Raw genomic sequence first — 14,265 nt, 5'->3', positions numbered from 1 at the left:
AATAATTCAAGTGAATTTGTTTGAAAGAAGAACTTTAAAAGCTTTATTTTCACCCGATAAAATACCCATAAAACAAGAGGAAGCTCAAATGAGCTTCCTCTTGTGAAAAATTGTGGGACAGCAATGAGGCGGGTGCCTCTTTTTTAAAATTCTTCCGCTTTGGCCAAATTCCACATGCGAAAATAAAAGTTTTCTTCATCTTTATTTTCACAGCTCAGTAATTCGCCTTCTTTCAACCAGAAATGCAGCTGGGCATAGTTTTTAATTTCCCGGTCGTTAATCCGCTGCGCCAGATGATGGGCACGAATGTCGGCCGGGTGTTTTAAACCGGCTGCCGCAATCATTTCCGACAGGGCATGCATGGTATTTTTATGGAAGTTGTAGACCCGTTCTGCTTTGGAGGGTACATGCAGTGCTTTTTGACGGTCTTTATCTTGGGTGGCGACACCGACCGGACATTGGTTGGTATGGCAGCTTTGTGCCTGAATACAGCCGACAGCAAACATAAAACCGCGAGCGGAATTGACCCAGTCTGCGCCTAAGGCAAAGGTACTGGCAATATCAAAGGCACTGATAATTTTACCACTGGCCCCGAGCTTGATTTTGCTGCGCAGGCCCGCACCGACCAGGGTGTTATGCACAAATAGTAAGCCTTCACGCAGCGGCGTACCAATATAGTCACTAAACTCAATCGGGGAGGCACCGGTACCGCCTTCTGAGCCATCCACCACAATAAAGTCAGGCACAATTTTGATCACCAGCATGGCTTTGACGATACTCATAAATTGCCAGGGCTGGCCAATACACAGTTTAAAGCCCACCGGTTTACCACCCGATAAATCGCGTAACTGCTGTAAAAACTGCAGCATTTCAATTGGGGTGCTAAAACTAGGATGGCGCGAGGGCGATACACAATCGCGGTCACGTGGCACACCACGAATCTGCGAGATTTCTTCTGAAATTTTATGTTTCGGCAAAATACCGCCATGGCCCGGCTTGGCACCTTGAGAGAGTTTGAGTTCAATCATCTTGATATTCGGATTACTGGCCTGACGGGCAAATTTTTCCGGATCAAATAAACCTTCTGCGGTGCGGCAACCAAAGTAGCCACTGGCAATTTGCCAGACAATATCGCCGCCATATTCCAGATGATACGGGCTAAGGCTGCCTTCACCAGTGTCATGATAAAAGCCACCAAGTTTGGCCCCTTTATTTAAGGCACGGATGGCATTGGCGCTCAGGCTGCCAAAACTCATGGCAGAAATATTTAAAATCGACGCGCTATAAGGCTGGCTGCATTGTTCATTGCCAATATGAATCCGGAAGGTTTTTGGATCAGCCGGTGGGCAGGGGCGCAAGGAATGCACAATAAAACGGTAGTCGGCTTCGTACACATCCAAAATCGAGCCAAAGGGTTTATCGGCATTTTCATTTTTGGCACGTTGATAGACCAGACTGCGCTGCATGCGGGAAAAAGGCTGGGCATCCTGATCGGCCTCAATAAAATACTGGCGAATTTCGGGGCGGAAATCTTCAAAAATAAACCGGAAATGCCCCATAATCGGGTAGTTTTTCAGAATGGAATGCTTGGTCTGAATGACATCATATAGACCGACCAGACTCAGCAGCGTGGTGATTAGCCAGAGTGAATTAATTACACCATCGGACAGAAAATAATAAATATAATGTGGCTCATAAAATAGCCTAAGCCATGTAATCCCCAGTGCAATTAAAATACAGGCAAACCAGACCGAGTGACGGGAGAAGAACGTATTTAAAAGTTTATGGCGAATGGCTTGGGCTGGACTTGGCATTGTTATGATTTTTCCATTGCGAATTCAATCTTGTATTACTGTGCAGATTCTGAATAGGGCATACAAGTAATGATTTGTGAAATTTGGCAAGGGCTTTAGCACAGCTTAAAAATGAGCAATAAAATCTATAAAAATTAAAAAATAGCTGCTATGCTGAAATCATAAAAATAACAGTGCTAACACTCTGAAATTCCTTAATTCTAGGGATAGAGAACCGTTTAATAATATCGCTATATTGAAAGTTAAAAGATCGGGGAAGACAGTGGACATTACAGAATCAATATTACCGGCCCCTGTGCTGATTGTGGAAGATGAACCCATGATTCAGTCACGCCTCAGACATATCCTCCTTGAAATGGGCTACAGCAATGACATGCTGATTTTTGTTAGCCATTTAAAAGCAGCATTACAGAAAATTGAAGAACAGCCGGTGTCTTTGGCGCTGGTCGATTTGGGGTTGCCAGATGGCAATGGGATTGAACTGATTGAACAGCTTCGGGCCAAAGACAGCAGTGTACTAATTTTGGTGATTTCGGCCTGGAGTACGCAAAACAGCCTGTTTTCGGCCATTCAGGCGGGCGCTACCGGTTATGTGTTAAAAGAACGCGACGATACTGAAGTGATCATGGCCATTCGCAGTATTTTAAGAGGCGGCGCACCGATTGATCCCTTTATTGCCCGGGAAATACTGTCGCAGATTTCAGTACAGAAACCACAGGAAATTGCCAAGCCGTTTAAACAGCCCGATGAAGATATTGAACAGCTGACCAACCGTGAACATGAAATTCTAAATCTGGTCGCGCAGGGCCTGAGTAATCGGGAAATTGCCGAGCAGCTGTTTGTGTCGCGGTATACCGTGGAAAGTCATATCAAGCATATTTATCGCAAGCTCTCGGTGAGTAAACGCACCAAGGCAGTCAGTACAGCGCGCTCATTAGGCATTTTATGATCTACAGATTGCTCCAGTTTTGGTGCGGCTGTTGTCTTTATCTTTGTCTATCGAGTGCGTATGCAGAGCAAAGCTATGCCATAGACCCGTATTGTCAGGTTAATATTCAGTCGGTCAGCACCGTACAGACACCGGATATTCATAGCCATCCACATACAGGATGGCAACCTGTGACTTTGCCTGATCGCTGGAACGAGCGCTGGCCAGATTATAACGGCGGGGTGTGGTACAAAATTGTCTGGAACTGGTCCTGTCAGGAACCGGCCGTGCTGGACCAGTCGATTGTATTTTCTATTAATTATTTAAATAGTGCGGGTGCGGTGTTTTTAAACCGCGATTTAATCTGGTCAAACCGGCATCTGGAAGAACCACTCTCCAAAAGTTGGAATATGCCACGCTACTGGATTTTACCGATTAGTGGCTTGCGTCCCGACCAGAATGAAATTTTAGTCTATGTCCGGGGCTATGCCTTTCAATCTGCCGGTCTCGGTGATGTTTCCTTCCAGAATGTCTATAACAGTTATACGGAATATCAGCAACAGATCTGGGATCGCCGTACCTTATTTGTGATTAATGCGATTTTATCGGCAACCCTGGGCGTACTGTGTCTGGTGATCTGGCTGTTTCGGCGTAAAGAAGTCAGTTATGGCTGGTTTGCCTTAAGCTGTTTGCTGTGGCTGTTATTTGTCTCCAATATTATTAGTACAGAAACCTATCCCTTCCCGAATACGCTGATGGCGGCACAGGCCAATATCGCCTTTTTTGTGCTGTATATTCTGTCGTTTATTGTCTATTTACTGCGTTTTGTTGATAAAAAATTTCCGATACTGGAAGAAACCGCCTTTATCTGTTCGGTGGCGGTGATTTTGGGGATTTTCGTGACGCCGCTCGATTATGCACAAACCGTTTTCGGGCTGGTGTTTTTAGGCTATAGCCTGCTATTTTTCGGGGTTTTCCTGTACCTGCTGCGTTTAACCTTCCGCGTACCACGTGTAGAAAATATCCTGCTGGTGATCTGTTTAAGCCTGATTATTATTTTTGCCGCTTTAGATATTGCACTGTTGGCCGCACCGTTTGATACCGATTTACAGCCCTTATCGCCGTATACCTCACCGGTGGTGACGCTGTTTATTGCCTTAATTCTCGGGATTCGCACCACCAAAAGCATGCAGAAAATTGAGCATTTTAACCAGCAACTTGAATATCGCGTGTTTGAGGTTCGTGAAGACTTAAAACAGAGCATGTCGGAAAAGCATTATCTGGAATTGGAAAATGTGCGTTTGCAGGAGCGGATTCATCTTTCGCATGATTTGCATGATGGCTTGGGTGCTTCGCTGGTACGCTCGATGATTATGGTCGACCAGAGCGAGCAGCCCATGAGTAACCGCCAGTTTCTGTCGATCTTGAAATTGCTACGTGATGATTTGCGGCAAATTATTGACAGTGGTTCCTCAATTGGTGCCAAAGTGCCGGAAACGCCGGTGTTGTGGATTGCGCCGGTGCGACATCGTTTTAGCCAGCTCATGGATGAAGTTGAGATGCGGGCCACCTGGAACATTGCCAGTGAATGGGTGGTGCAACCGACACCGCTGCAATGTCTGAACCTGATGCGGGTGCTGGAAGAAAGTCTGACCAATGTGGTGAAGCACAGTCAGGCCAAGCATGTGCAAGTGACACTGGATTTTCCCGATGAACAGACTTTATGTTTAAGTATTCAGGATGATGGAATTGGATTTGATACCCATGGGGTGCTCGATCACGGGATGAGTATTGGCGTACGCAGTATGAAGCTGCGTCTGGCGCGGATAGGTGCAGAGTTAAAGGTGAACTCTACACCTGGTTATACCTTAATCAAGGCGATTTTAGTGGTATCACCTCAGGATTAAGTCTTTATTCGGCTTCATCTTCTGCATCTTCGGCAGGCAGCAGCATCAGTACAGAATCATTGAGTAACTGAGCCACATCTTCCAGAATGTCTTCATGGTACAGGTCTTCATTCAGCTCGACGAGTTCACCATCAGCAATCTGCTTGAGTAGCGGCGCAAACTCATCCGAAATATATAAACCTTCACCATTGGCCCAGAACAGCAACTCACCATCTTCTTCAGTATAGAGCAGGCGTGAAGCCGGTTCTAAAATCAGTTGATAGCCCTGATCTAGCGCATCTTCCAGATCGCCAGTACCAATTTCTTCTGCTTCTGGAATATTGTCTGGATATTTTGGCTCTGACATCAGGCTCATGATGGCATCTTCCAACACGGTCGAGTTGTGCAGTTGTGCCAGCAATTCGGCTTTTAAATATTCCAGTTCCGGCTGGGCAATTTGTCCAATCGGGCTGATCTGGTCGCGGATCAGATCTTGCAACGGATTTTTTAGCAACTGGTTGTCAGAAAACTTGTCACTGACGCGATCCATCATGTCGCTGATATTTGGCATACGGAAACCGAAAGAGAAGGTCAGGCAGTCATCTTCGGCCACGCCATAGTGCGATAAACCTGGTGGTACGTAAAGCAGGTCACCTGGTGCCAGCACTTCATCAAAATTGACGTCCATTTCTGGCAGTAATTTCAGCGGCTGGCCTGGAACAAATTCGGTTTCGGCATCACACATCTGGCCCAGTTGCCAGCGGCGATGACCATAGCCCTGCACCAGAAATACATCATAGAAGTCGAAGTGTTTGCCGACCGAACCGCCTTTTGGTGCGTACGACACCATAATGTCATCACGGCGCCACTGCGGAATAAACGGGAATTTTTTCCACAGTTCCGCCAGATCAAAAGAGTAGTGATCTACCGCTTGGACCAGCAGCGTCCACAGCTTTGGCATTTTCTGGAAATCGGCTTTTAATAGCGGTGAAGATTTTACGGACCACTGGTTGGGATCACGATCTTTCTGCTTGATTAAGCGGGCGCTGATATTTTCGTCCAGTGCCAGCTCCATGACATCACTCGGCTCAAGAATATTGGCAATTTCAGGCAGAGCATTACGCACCAGCAGCGGTTTTTTTTGCCAATATTCGGCAAGGAATTGTTCAGCGGTGATTCCGCCTAAAACGTCTAAAGGTTGAGACATGTCAAATAACTACAACATAAATTTAGCTGTTATTGTCCCTTGAGTTGTGCGGTGGTGCAAGTGATGAACTTCATCTTGAGGAAATTTAGAAAAGTGGCAGAAGGGAAAAGATGGCGAAAAAATGATCAGGACAGGCACCTGATCATTTTGGGTATTGCATTACCGTGTTTAGGGAATCTGCAGATTAAGCTGGCGGAGAATCTGGCACAGCTGAATCATTGGCATACCCATCAAGGTGGTCTGGTCCTGGCCAATCATCTGTTCAAACAGGCTAATCCCCAGACTTTCGCATTTAAAACTGCCGGCACAATGCAGCGGCTGTTCCAGTGCCACATAGCGCTCGATTTCATCCAGGCTCAGTTTACGGAATTTGACCTTATAGTGTTCAACCAGGGTCTGTTCAAAGCCGCTGGATTTTTGCTGTACGCTTAATGCGGTACTAAAGTAGACAATTTTGTCCGAGTTGGCCTGCAGCTGGCGAATGGCTTTTTCCGGGCTTAAGGGCTTGCCAATAAAAATATCGGGCGCACCTTCACGCCACGCCACCTGATCGGAACCTATCACAATGGCTTCAGGATATTGCTCGGCAATACTCTGGGCTTTTTCAAAAGCCAGCCGTTTGGCCAGATCATCGGCATGGCTTTCACCTTGCGGTGATTCATCAATGTCGGGTGTCATACACTGATAGTCGAGCTTTAAACGGTCCATCAGTTCTTTACGGGTCTGGCTGCTGGACGCCAGAATAATCGGACGCTTCATTAGACAGCATATTCCATCAAAATATCTAAGGGAACGTAAGACAGTACCGCCTGATGGCAGGCCTGAATTTTTACGGGTGGTGCTTTACCGGCCTGATAGGCTTCAACCCAGCGGGTCACACAAATACACCAGAAATCACCCGGTTTTAAGCCCGGAAATTCGACTTCAGGCAACGGTGTGATCAGGTCATTGCCAATTTTCTGGGAAAAGTTCAGAAATTCCGAGGTCATTTGTGCACAAACAGTGTGCTGGCCCAGATCCGTGGGCGCCGTATGGCAAAAGCCATTACGAAAATAGCCGGTAATCGGGTCAAAACAGCAGCTGGCCAAAGGCTCGCCTAAAACATTTAAACGGTTCAGGGTTGGATCTGGATGTATAGACATAGGCATAAAAATTATCAGGTCTGTTTTTTTCCTATCATAACAAAACTTTGGCAATCGTTAGCTTTTCTGCAAAAGAAGCTAACCTTTTTCTGCATAATCATTTAGAATCTTGGCGATTTTAATATCTAAAAAGTGAGCTATACATGAATTTTCAGCGTATGACTGACCTCGACCTGGCACAAAAGCGTGTTCTGATCCGCGAAGACTTAAACGTGCCGGTGAAAAATGGTGTGATTACCAGCGATGCGCGTTTACGTGCTGCCTTACCGACAATTAAAGCGGCTTTGGAAAAAGGCGCAGCTGTAATGGTGTATTCTCACCTGGGTCGTCCTGTTGAAGGTGAACCTAAAGCTGAACAATCACTTGCGCCTGTCGCAGCTTACCTGACCGAAGCATTAGGTCAGGAAGTCAAATTATTGACTGACTACCTGGATGGTGTAGAGGTAGAAGCAGGTCAAGTGGTGCTACTTGAAAACTGCCGCTTTAACGTGGGTGAAAAGAAAAACAATCCTGAGCTGGCAGCAAAATATGCAGCGCTGTGTGATGTATTCGTAATGGATGCCTTTGGTACTGCGCACCGTGCAGAAGCATCAACCGAAGGTGTGGCGCGTCTTGCTAAAGTGGCAGCAGCAGGTCCTTTACTGGCTGCTGAACTGGATGCACTTGGCCGTGCACTGCAAACACCAGAAAAACCAATGGTGGCCATTGTTGCCGGCTCTAAAGTATCCACCAAGCTGGATGTATTGACATCACTGTCTGACATTTGCGACCAGTTGATTGTGGGTGGTGGTATTGCCAATACTTTCCTGGCTGCTGCGGGTTACAACGTGGGTAAATCACTGTGTGAAAATGATTTGATCGACACAGCCAAAGCCATTGCTGCCAAAGTATCTGTACCACTTCCAACGGATGTGGTAGTTGCAGATGCATCTGAAATCAACTTTGATGACTTCTTGGGTTCACTGGCGGCTGCCAAAGCAACCGTGAAAAAAGTAGAAGATGTGGCTGACAACGACATGATTCTGGATGTTGGTCCAGAAACAGCCAAAGCATTTGCTGAGATCTTGAAAACTTCTAAAACCATTCTCTGGAATGGCCCAGTTGGCGTATTCGAAGTGGATCAGTTCGGTGAAGGGACTAAAGCCCTGTCTTTAGCGATTGCTGAATCAGAAGGCTTCTCAATTGCAGGTGGTGGTGACACCTTGGCTGCCATCGACAAATATGAAGTTGCAGACAAAATTGGTTATATCTCTACAGGTGGCGGTGCTTTCCTTGAGTTTGTAGAAGGCAAGACCTTACCAGCAGTTGCCGTATTGCTAGAACGTGCTTAATTCGCACACGCTTGCAAGATGACAAAAGGTTGACCTCGGTCAGCCTTTTTTATGCACTTCATTTTTTAGTCATAAAACTGTCATGTTTCTGAAATATTATGATCAAAAATCACCGGGTTGTAGGATATTCTGATGAACCAAAAATTAACTCTTGCCGCGTTACTTGCTGCATCTTTAGCTTTCACTGCATGTGCTAAAAAAGACGACAATGCAACAGCGACCACTGCAGATGCATCAGCAGCTGTAGCGTCAGAGCAAATTTCTGCAGAACAGCAAGCGGCGATTGATGCAATTGATCAGCCAGTACTTGATGAAAACAATACCGATGTGCCTGAAGAAGTGGCCAATGCACCAGCAGATGCCGCAACCCCAGACAGCGCAGCAGCGCCAGCATCTGAAGCGCAATAATCCTAAAAGCTCCACAAATTGTAGTAATTTGTATAAAAGTCCCTGCATTGGCAGGGATTTTTTTTAAATACGACGTTTTGTTGCTGAATTGAAACAAATCCCCATGTAGAATATGCAGCATTACCTGGGAGGATATTATGGCTCTTATTTCAATGCGCCAGCTATTGGATCACGCCGGTGAACACGGATACGGCGTACCAGCGTTTAACGTAAACAACTTAGAACAAATGCGCGCAATCATGTTGGCCGCAGATGCGACGAATTCACCTGTAATCGTACAGGCATCTGCAGGTGCCCGTAAGTACGCAGGCGCACCATTCTTACGTCATCTTATTTTGGCTGCAATTGAAGAATGGCCACACATTCCGGTGGTGATGCACCAAGATCACGGTACCAGTCCTGACGTATGTCAACGTTCTATCCAGCTTGGCTTCTCATCAGTCATGATGGATGGTTCACTGGGTGAAGATGGTAAAACTCCGACCTCATATGAATACAACGTAGATGTGACCCGTCGTGTGGTACAAATGGCGCACGCATGTGGCGTTTCTGTTGAAGGTGAAATCGGTTGTCTAGGCAGCCTTGAAACAGGTATGGCCGGCGAAGAAGATGGTGTCGGTGCAGAAGGTGTACTGGATCACTCTCAATTGCTGACTTCAGTTGAAGAAGCACGTTCTTTCGTAGCAGACACCAATGTAGACGCACTGGCAATTGCAGTGGGTACTTCACACGGTGCGTACAAATTCACCCGTCCACCTACAGGCGATATTCTGGCGATTGACCGTATTAAAGAAATTCATGCGGCACTGCCAAATACGCATCTGGTGATGCACGGTTCAAGTTCTGTGCCACAAGAATGGCTGGCAGTGATCAACCAGTACGGCGGTGACATCAAGGAAACTTATGGTGTACCTGTTGAGCAGCTGGTTGAAGCGATCAAGCACGGTGTGCGTAAAATTAACATCGACACCGACTTGCGTCTGGCCTCTACCGGTGCAATGCGTCGCTTCATGGCTGAAAAACCAAGCGAGTTTGACCCACGTAAATTCTTCGCTAAAACGGTCGATGCAATGAAAGATATTTGTGTTGCACGTTATGAAGCGTTTGGTACTGCGGGCAATGCCGACAAGATCCGTCCAATTTCTTTAGAGAAAATGGTAGATCGTTATAAATAATTCTTGGTGAAGTATTTATAAAAAAAAGCCCACATTGCGTGGGCTTTTCTGTATCTGAACCGCTATAGTGCAGCAGAGCAGATCACATAATGCATATAAATAAGAGTAGATCATGGAACTGATTTTAGCAGCGGCCATTTGTAGTGTGGTGGTGTCGATTCTCTTGAAAGTCGCAAAGAACCGCGGCTATTCACCTTTGCAGATGATCAGCTGGAATTATGCCTCGGCCAGTGTGCTGTGTTTTTGGTGGTTTCAGCCTAATGTACAACAGCTGTCCCTCACCGACACGCCGTGGCTGCTGATTCTGGCTTTAGGGGTATTATTGCCAAGCGTATTCCTGTTTTTAGCCAAAGCATTACAAACTGCCGGAATTTTAAAAACCGAAATTGCCCAGCGGCTGTCGGTGGTGCTGTCTTTAACTGCGGCCTATTTTATTTTCCAGGAACAGTTTAATAGCCTGAAAATTGTCGGGATTGCGTTGGGGATTGCAGCGGTACTGTGTATTTTATATTCGCATCGTGGCGGTGCATCGTCCGCCCAGGCGGGTATGCTGTATTTGGCTTTGGTCTGGGTCGGTTATGCGCTGATTGATGTGTTGCTGAAATACACCACCGGTTTAGGCCTGCAGTTTGCGCTGGTATTGAACCTAATGTTCATCTGCGCTTTTATTTTATCGTTGGGGTATATTCTGATTCAGCACAAAAGCTGGGGCAGTGGCAAAAATATAGTGGCAGGCTTAATTTTGGGGATGCTGAATTTTGCCAATATCGCGTTTTATGTCAAAGCACATATGGCTTTAAAAGATTCACCGGCGGTTGTATTTGCCGGCATGAATATTCTGGTGGTGATTTTAGGGGTAATCAGCGGTTTGCTGTTCTTTAAAGAAAAATTAAAACCCAGCACCGCCATCGGGCTGGGTCTGGGCATCATCAGTGTGATGTGTTTAGCTTATGCGATGACGGCTTGAATTTGATGAAGCTGGCAGCAAAAATCAGCGGATGTTTGATCAGGTCCTGAAGTTCGGCAATGCCCAGTAACAGACCGGCTTTCTGGCAGCTCGGACAATGAGGATAATGGCGTTTTTCCTGCTGATATTGATGCAAATACAGTTTATTGCATTGACGACATTCAAACTTCATTGGGAGCTGGGCAAGGATAGACATCTTTCTTCTCCGGTCTATTATTATTGTGTTGTGAAAGGGAAAGCAAAAATCAAGCCGAAATCAGGGACTTTCGTCCCTGTATTATGTAATGTAGTTCTTACAATTTGGTGAAAATTTCATCTTTATTCAGGCGTGACTTGGGTAGTTTAGCATTAAAGTCCTGCTCACTGCGATAGCCCAAGGTCAGCAGCACCGATGGAATTAAACCCTTGTCCTGTAATTCTAGTTCTTCTGTCAGAATCTGTTCATTAAAGCCGCCAATCGGGGTGGCATCTACACCTTCAATACCGGCAGCCAGCAACATCTGACCCAAGGCAATAAAGGTCTGGTTTTCGGCCCAGCGCTGAATATCACCTTTTTCATTGCGGTAATAATCCACATATCCGCTACGGCTGTCTTTCTGGCCCTGCTTGGCACTGGCATCTTTAAAGCGGCCGCTGACATCATCCTGCTGCAACAAATTGTCCAGATGCTCATCGCTAATATCGGCTTTGGTGCAGAACAAAATGGTGTGGGAAGAATCTAAGACTTTAGGCGCATTGTAGGCATATTTCCCGACCAGGGCTTTGGCGATACGCTGCTTGGCTGCATCATGCTCGGCAATAAAGAAATGCCAGGGCTGGATATTAATAGAAGAGGGGGTAAAACGGAGAATTTCGAGAAAGCGTTCAAACTGCTCTTGAGGAATTTTTTTTGCAGGATCATAGGCTTTGGTGGTATAGCGGCTGCGTACGACGTCGAGCAAATCCATAAAGATACTCCAGCAATAAGGATAAATTGAGAAAGGCTGAACCTTCAGCATCATACGCCATTTTGATGGCTTTGATGGCATATTCGCTGCAATTTTATTGTCAAAATTAACCTTAAAAAGTGCTCATCGTATTTTCAGTTATTGCCCGATTAAGTGTTAAATCAAATCACAACAGCGGTTTTGAATATTGGCAATTTTTAAAAATCGACATTTAATGGAAGTAGGTGTGGACTATAGCGAGCCTGTCGATGGACTATCGTAATCACTTTAAACATAAATTAAAAACCCAGCAGCAGATTGGTTTATGGGTCGGTCTGGCCGATGCCTATGGCACTGAAATTGCGGCCAATGCCGGTTATGACTGGTTGCTGATTGATGGGGAACATGCGCCCAGTGATTTAAGAACCACACTGGCCCAGCTGCAAAGTATTGCGGCCTATCCGTCACAGGCGGTGGTCCGTCCGCCAATTGGCAGTGTGCAGCTTATTAAACAGTTGCTGGATATTGGCGCACAAACCTTATTGATTCCGATGGTGGAAACCGTGGAGCAGGCCGAACTGATGGTTAAAGCAGTGCGTTATCCACCGGAAGGGATTCGCGGTGTAGGTGCGGCTTTGGCACGTGCCACACGCTGGAACAGTATTCCGGATTATTATGCCACTGCACATGAAAATATCTGTTTGCTGATTCAGATTGAGTCAGTTACAGGGCTGGAAAATCTGGATAACATCTTAAAAGTCGAGGGCATTGATGGGGTATTTATTGGCGCAGTAGATTTATCTGCCACTATGGGTTATGAAGGCAATCCGAACCATCCTGACGTGCAAAACGCAGTGGTTGATGCAATTCAACGAATTCGCGCATCGGGTAAAGCGGCCGGGATTTTATCGACTCAACATGACGTGACGCAAAAATATATTGAACTGGGTACCGAATTTGTCGCTGTCGGTGTCGATACCAGCGTATTAATGAATTCCTTGCGTGAGCTGCTGGCCAAATATAAAACCGGAGCGAGCTGGGTAAAACCTGAAGGGGGGTATTAAGCGGTCATTATTAACCTGACAGATGATGCAGGAGGTGGGGATTTATAGTCATCCACCTGCTGCTTAATAGGTCCAGCGTTTCAGTTGCAGGTGAGTGGTAGGCTGTTCAGGATCAATTTCCAGAATCAGTGCCTCATGCGCACGCCAGTCCCCCAGCACAATCCGCTTTTTGCCATTCAGCTCATGGATGGCTGGTCGATGGGTATGACCATGAATCAGTACATCCACCTCGGCCAAAGCCTGCGTTACCGCAGCCGGATTCACATCCATCACTTCATACGATTTAACTTCTTTAGAAGCGCGGCTTTGTTTGCGAAAACCGTTGGCCAGTTTGCTGCGAAAGGACAGCGGAGTTTTTCTTAACAGACGCAGCACGAGCGGATGACGGATAACTTTTTTAAAGCGCTGATAGGATACATCATCGGTGCACAAGGCATCGCCATGTTCCAGACGATAGCGGGTCTGGCCAATAGTGAGGGTGTCAATTTCAGGTAATAATTGCCCGTTAAACTGCTGTAAAAAAACCTCATGCAGTGCGAAATCGCGGTTGCCGACCTGAAAATACAGCTGATTGCCTGCGGCATTAAACTGTTTTAAAGCGCTGACAATTTCATCCAGCCAAGGGGCGGTGTAGTCATCGCCAATCCAGGCATTGAACCAGTCGCCTAAAATATACAGCTGGGTGTTTTGATCCTGATAAGTACGTAATAAATCTAAAAACCCCCGAACGAGTCGAGGGTGATCAGGTGACAAATGTAAATCTGAAATAAACAGATAGGTCACAATCTTTTCCTTGGAATCTCCCAACGCCCTTAAATAACGGGAGGTTGAGAGGGATTCTTATTCAGAAATGATCTTGGCAGATTCGATGACCACATTTTCTAGTGGAACATCAGCGTGGTAACCACGGTTGCCTGTACGTACGCCTTTGATTTCAGCAACTACATCCATACCTTCAACTACTTTACCAAATACGGCATAACCCCAACCTTGTGCAGTTTTGCCCGTGTGGTTCAGGAAGGAGTTGTTTTTCACGTTAATGAAGAATTGAGCAGATGCAGAGTGCGGAGCCTGGGTACGCGCCATTGCAATGGTCCCTTCGTCATTGCTCAGACCGTTGTCTGCTTCGTTTTCGATTGAATCACGGGTTGCTTTTTCTTTGAAGTTTTCATCAAAGCCGCCGCCTTGAATCATGAAACCATCGATGACACGGTGGAAAATTACGCCATCATAGAAACCGTCACGAACGTATTGAAGGAAGTTCTCAGCAGTTTTAGGTGCTTTTTCAGTGTTAAGCTCAAGAACAATACGACCTTTGTTGGTGTTTAATTCGACTTGAGGAAAACTCATTGTGTTATCTCCTAATCATGGACAAAAAAGCCATGGGTTTTTTGGTTGAGAGAAGCATAAGCAAACT

Annotated in this window: 15 protein-coding genes; 7 read left to right on the top strand and 8 right to left on the bottom strand. The window is 46.1% G+C overall.

Going from position 1 to position 14,265, the window contains the following annotated elements:
• Nucleotides 1-143 precede the first annotated feature (143 nt).
• Nucleotides 144-1,814: an FMN-binding glutamate synthase family protein gene (locus FTU55_RS11825; protein WP_180047179.1), complete on the bottom strand. Its 1,671-nt coding sequence runs from the start codon at nt 1,812-1,814 to the stop codon at nt 144-146.
• Between the two features lie 262 nt (nt 1,815-2,076).
• On the opposite strand from FTU55_RS11825, the gene FTU55_RS11820 reads away from it, so the two are divergent.
• Together FTU55_RS11820 and FTU55_RS11815 are read left to right on the top strand one after the other, a co-directional pair.
• A complete protein-coding gene (locus FTU55_RS11820; protein WP_016659055.1) occupies nt 2,077-2,763 on the top strand; it encodes a response regulator transcription factor in 687 nt (228 codons plus the stop codon).
• The gene (locus FTU55_RS11815) at nt 2,760-4,649 is read left to right on the top strand and encodes an ATP-binding protein (protein ID WP_373686122.1); all 1,890 of its coding nucleotides are present in this window, start codon (nt 2,760-2,762) and stop codon (nt 4,647-4,649) included. Before FTU55_RS11820 ends, FTU55_RS11815 begins: the two co-directional genes overlap by 4 nt.
• Before the next feature lie 4 nt (nt 4,650-4,653).
• On the opposite strand, the gene FTU55_RS11810 is transcribed toward FTU55_RS11815, so the two are convergent.
• The 3 genes from FTU55_RS11810 to FTU55_RS11800 form a co-directional block, all read right to left on the bottom strand.
• Nucleotides 4,654-5,835 (bottom strand): cupin domain-containing protein, encoded by a 1,182-nt coding sequence (locus FTU55_RS11810; protein ID WP_180047177.1) that lies wholly within the window; start codon nt 5,833-5,835, stop codon nt 4,654-4,656.
• Between the two features lie 168 nt (nt 5,836-6,003).
• Nucleotides 6,004-6,594 carry a nucleoside triphosphate pyrophosphatase gene (locus FTU55_RS11805; RefSeq protein ID WP_045795448.1) on the bottom strand — a complete coding sequence of 197 codons (591 nt, stop codon included), beginning with the start codon at nt 6,592-6,594 and terminating at the stop codon, nt 6,004-6,006.
• The gene (locus tag FTU55_RS11800) at nt 6,594-6,977 is read right to left on the bottom strand and encodes a DUF2237 family protein (RefSeq protein ID WP_034597805.1); all 384 of its coding nucleotides are present in this window, start codon (nt 6,975-6,977) and stop codon (nt 6,594-6,596) included. Before FTU55_RS11800 ends, FTU55_RS11805 begins: the two co-directional genes overlap by 1 nt.
• 143 nt (nt 6,978-7,120) lie before the next feature.
• Here FTU55_RS11800 and FTU55_RS11795 point away from each other — a divergent pair, with 143 nt between their 5' ends.
• From FTU55_RS11795 to FTU55_RS11780, 4 genes are all read left to right on the top strand, one after another.
• Nucleotides 7,121-8,308 (top strand): phosphoglycerate kinase, encoded by a 1,188-nt coding sequence (locus tag FTU55_RS11795; RefSeq protein ID WP_005178578.1) that lies wholly within the window; start codon nt 7,121-7,123, stop codon nt 8,306-8,308.
• A gap of 132 nt (nt 8,309-8,440) precedes the next feature.
• Nucleotides 8,441-8,716 (top strand): hypothetical protein, encoded by a 276-nt coding sequence (locus FTU55_RS11790; RefSeq protein ID WP_005178577.1) that lies wholly within the window; start codon nt 8,441-8,443, stop codon nt 8,714-8,716.
• A gap of 137 nt (nt 8,717-8,853) precedes the next feature.
• Nucleotides 8,854-9,891 (top strand): class II fructose-bisphosphate aldolase, encoded by a 1,038-nt coding sequence (fba, locus tag FTU55_RS11785; protein WP_005178575.1) that lies wholly within the window; start codon nt 8,854-8,856, stop codon nt 9,889-9,891.
• Between the two features lie 112 nt (nt 9,892-10,003).
• Nucleotides 10,004-10,858 (top strand): DMT family transporter, encoded by an 855-nt coding sequence (locus tag FTU55_RS11780; RefSeq protein ID WP_104494872.1) that lies wholly within the window; start codon nt 10,004-10,006, stop codon nt 10,856-10,858.
• Here the strand turns inward: FTU55_RS11780 and FTU55_RS11775 are convergent.
• Both FTU55_RS11775 and nfsB read right to left on the bottom strand, forming a co-directional pair.
• Nucleotides 10,821-11,054 (bottom strand): hypothetical protein, encoded by a 234-nt coding sequence (locus FTU55_RS11775; protein WP_005178570.1) that lies wholly within the window; start codon nt 11,052-11,054, stop codon nt 10,821-10,823. The genes FTU55_RS11780 and FTU55_RS11775 overlap by 38 nt on opposite strands.
• Before the next feature lie 97 nt (nt 11,055-11,151).
• Nucleotides 11,152-11,805 (bottom strand): oxygen-insensitive NAD(P)H nitroreductase, encoded by a 654-nt coding sequence (gene nfsB, locus FTU55_RS11770; protein WP_005178567.1) that lies wholly within the window; start codon nt 11,803-11,805, stop codon nt 11,152-11,154.
• Nucleotides 11,806-12,053: 248 nt separating this feature from the next.
• Between nfsB and hpaI the strand changes: the two genes are divergently transcribed.
• Nucleotides 12,054-12,848, top strand: a complete 795-nt coding sequence (hpaI, locus tag FTU55_RS11765) for a 4-hydroxy-2-oxoheptanedioate aldolase (protein WP_075166833.1) — start codon at nt 12,054-12,056, stop codon at nt 12,846-12,848.
• A gap of 63 nt (nt 12,849-12,911) precedes the next feature.
• Here the strand turns inward: hpaI and FTU55_RS11760 are convergent, their stop codons facing one another.
• Nucleotides 12,912-13,631 (bottom strand): UDP-2,3-diacylglucosamine diphosphatase, encoded by a 720-nt coding sequence (locus FTU55_RS11760; RefSeq protein ID WP_127798866.1) that lies wholly within the window; start codon nt 13,629-13,631, stop codon nt 12,912-12,914.
• Nucleotides 13,632-13,688: 57 nt separating this feature from the next.
• Nucleotides 13,689-14,198: a peptidylprolyl isomerase gene (locus FTU55_RS11755; protein ID WP_005178561.1), complete on the bottom strand. Its 510-nt coding sequence runs from the start codon at nt 14,196-14,198 to the stop codon at nt 13,689-13,691.
• Between the last annotated feature and the right edge of the window lie 67 nt (nt 14,199-14,265).

It is taken from the genome of Acinetobacter sp. YH12117, assembly GCF_013418865.1.
GTDB lineage: Bacteria > Pseudomonadota > Gammaproteobacteria > Pseudomonadales > Moraxellaceae > Acinetobacter > Acinetobacter indicus.
This window is presented reverse-complemented; position numbering and strand designations above follow the sequence as displayed.

Coding starts and splice junctions, on each gene's coding strand:
- FTU55_RS11825 (WP_180047179.1), bottom strand. CDS start 1,814: ATGCCAAGTCCAGCCCAAGCCATTCGCCATAAACTTTTAAATACGTTC.
- FTU55_RS11815 (WP_373686122.1), top strand. CDS start 2,760: ATGATCTACAGATTGCTCCAGTTTTGGTGCGGCTGTTGTCTTTATCTT.
- FTU55_RS11810 (WP_180047177.1), bottom strand. CDS start 5,835: ATGTCTCAACCTTTAGACGTTTTAGGCGGAATCACCGCTGAACAATTC.
- FTU55_RS11805 (WP_045795448.1), bottom strand. CDS start 6,594: ATGAAGCGTCCGATTATTCTGGCGTCCAGCAGCCAGACCCGTAAAGAA.
- FTU55_RS11800 (WP_034597805.1), bottom strand. CDS start 6,977: ATGTCTATACATCCAGATCCAACCCTGAACCGTTTAAATGTTTTAGGC.
- FTU55_RS11795 (WP_005178578.1), top strand. CDS start 7,121: ATGAATTTTCAGCGTATGACTGACCTCGACCTGGCACAAAAGCGTGTT.
- FTU55_RS11790 (WP_005178577.1), top strand. CDS start 8,441: ATGAACCAAAAATTAACTCTTGCCGCGTTACTTGCTGCATCTTTAGCT.
- fba (WP_005178575.1), top strand. CDS start 8,854: ATGGCTCTTATTTCAATGCGCCAGCTATTGGATCACGCCGGTGAACAC.
- FTU55_RS11780 (WP_104494872.1), top strand. CDS start 10,004: ATGGAACTGATTTTAGCAGCGGCCATTTGTAGTGTGGTGGTGTCGATT.
- FTU55_RS11775 (WP_005178570.1), bottom strand. CDS start 11,054: ATGTCTATCCTTGCCCAGCTCCCAATGAAGTTTGAATGTCGTCAATGC.
- nfsB (WP_005178567.1), bottom strand. CDS start 11,805: ATGGATTTGCTCGACGTCGTACGCAGCCGCTATACCACCAAAGCCTAT.
- hpaI (WP_075166833.1), top strand. CDS start 12,054: ATGGACTATCGTAATCACTTTAAACATAAATTAAAAACCCAGCAGCAG.
- FTU55_RS11755 (WP_005178561.1), bottom strand. CDS start 14,198: ATGAGTTTTCCTCAAGTCGAATTAAACACCAACAAAGGTCGTATTGTT.